This is a genomic window from Methylophaga sp. UBA4204, from assembly GCF_002379485.1.
Taxonomy (GTDB): domain Bacteria; phylum Pseudomonadota; class Gammaproteobacteria; order Nitrosococcales; family Methylophagaceae; genus Methylophaga.
In genome coordinates this window covers 61,012-61,292 of the sequence record NZ_DFTU01000078.1, presented here as the reverse complement: position 1 = coordinate 61,292, position 281 = coordinate 61,012, and the positions used below count along the sequence as shown (strand labels likewise).

Genomic DNA, 281 nt, shown 5'->3' with positions numbered 1-281 from the left:
TGAAAGATCAACAGACCCTAGGGCCCCCAAATTAATCTGATAGCAATTAATAAGGTCACAATTTCAAAGCTGCGTTTTATCCAGCGGTTGCCCCAACGCAACGCCAAATGGGATCCCAGATAACCACCCAATAACGATCCTAACAGTAACGCAGGAAGCCAGTCCCATTGTATTTCGCCTAGAATACCCAATGTAATCGCGCCTGCACCATTCCAAAATAATCCAACCAGAATCAGCGTGTAAGCAACGGCCCGCTGGTAATCCATGCCAAACCATAATAT

Annotated in this window: 1 protein-coding gene; it reads right to left on the bottom strand. The window is 45.9% G+C overall.

The annotated features are described in order from the left end of the window. Positions 1-17 precede the first annotated feature (17 nt). On the bottom strand, positions 18-281 hold a 264-nt coding region (locus B3182_RS11415), incomplete at its 5' end, for a TSUP family transporter (RefSeq protein ID WP_292752803.1).